We start from the raw sequence: 1,564 nt of genomic DNA, 5'->3' as shown, positions 1-1,564 counted from the left end.
GAGAGCTCTGTTGACAAGACGAGGCCGGCTCGCGCCCAGCAGTCCGGGCAGGAGTGTTCGGAATCAGTCGTGAATCGTTCTGCAGGGGCCTCGAGGAGGTCCTGTTGCTGCAGGACGGACCGGCTGCGGCTTTCGAGCGGTTGGCTGTTCGTAGTCCGAGCCGGTTGCGCGGATCACCTCTCAGTTCTGCCTTGAGCTTTCAGCTCTGACGCGGACCGAGGGCCGTGTGACTCGCTGGGGTTGCGAACGGCTGGTGGGATGACGTGCCTTGAGCACTTCCATTAGGGAGCACGCGTGCCCTGCACAGGCTCTGACCTGGGAAGAGAGTCGTCACGAAGGAGGAGCCGGATGGAGATCGCCGGATTATCGACGCCAGTGTTCTGCGGGGTGGACTGGGCCGAAGACCACCACGACATTGCACTGTTCGATGCGGGTGGACATCAGCTCGCCAAGGTGCGGATCAGCGACGATGCCGCAGGGTTTGCCCAGCTCATGGCTCTGCTGGGCGAGCACGGCGACAGCGAGGAATCTCCTATTCCGGTGGCGATCGAGACGTCACGCGGATTGCTTGTCGCCTGCCTGCGGGCCACCGGCCGACCGGTCTTCGCGATCAATCCGCTGGCGGTCGCCCGCTACCGGGACCGGCACTCCGTCGCCCGCAAGAAGTCGGACGCCGTCGACGCCGCGGCCCTGGCCAACATCCTGCGGACCGACATGGCCGCCCACCGCCCGCTGCCGGCGGACTCCGAGCTCGTCCAGGCCATCGCTGTGCTCGCCCGTGCTCAGCAGGACGCCGTCTGGGCCCGCGGCCAGGCCCACAACAAGCTTCGCTCCCAGCTCAGAGAGTTCTACCCGGCGATCCTCGCCGCCTTCGCCCAGCACAAGCACGGCCTGTGCTCGCGGGAGGCCCGCAGCATCCTGGCCGCGGCGCCGACTCCGACATCGGCTGCGAAGCTGACACGGAGGCGTCTGCAGTCGCTGCTCAAACAGGCCGGCCGCGTCCGTGGCATCCAGGCCGAAGCCGAAAGACTCCACGAGGTCTTCAAGCGCGATTACCTGCATCAGCTCCCGCAGGTCGAAGCGGCTCTGGGACATCAGACTTCCGCTCTGCTCAGGCAGCTGAACACCGCCTGCGACAACGCCGACCAGCTCGAAGAGGCCGTCACACAGACCTTCGACGAGCATCCGGACGCGCCGGTCATCCGCAGCTTTCCGGGGCTCGCCGCACTGACCGGCGCCCGGGTCCTGGCGGAGATCGGCGACGACCGGACCCGCTTCGCCACTGCCGGATCCCTCAAGGCCTACGCGGGAAGCGCCCCGGTCACCAGGGCCAGCGGCAAGAGCTGCAGGGTCATGAGCCGAAGGGTCAAAAACCAGAGGCTGGCCGCAGTCGGCTACGTCTGGGCCTTCAACTCTCTCACCAGGTCGCCAGGCGCCAGAGCCCACTACGACCGCCGACGAGCAGCCGGCGACCGTCACGTCGCAGCACAGCGGAACCTCTTCAACCGCTTCATGGGCATGCTGTTCCACTGCCTCCAGAACGGCCACACCTACGACGAAACAA

1 protein-coding gene is annotated in these 1,564 nt (G+C 66.6%); it reads left to right on the top strand.

Annotated elements, in window-relative coordinates:
• Window positions 1-348: 348 nt before the first annotated feature.
• Window positions 349-1,564 (top strand): IS110 family RNA-guided transposase (locus tag SGA01_RS40725; RefSeq protein ID WP_141303470.1); only part of this gene is annotated, 1,216 nt, incomplete at its 3' end.

The sequence above is a fragment of the Streptomyces gardneri genome (genome assembly GCF_006539185.1).
Classification (GTDB): Bacteria; Actinomycetota; Actinomycetes; order Streptomycetales; family Streptomycetaceae; genus Streptomyces; species Streptomyces gardneri.
The sequence above is the reverse complement of the archived record's forward strand: the minus strand, read 5'-3'. Positions and strand labels throughout refer to the sequence as shown.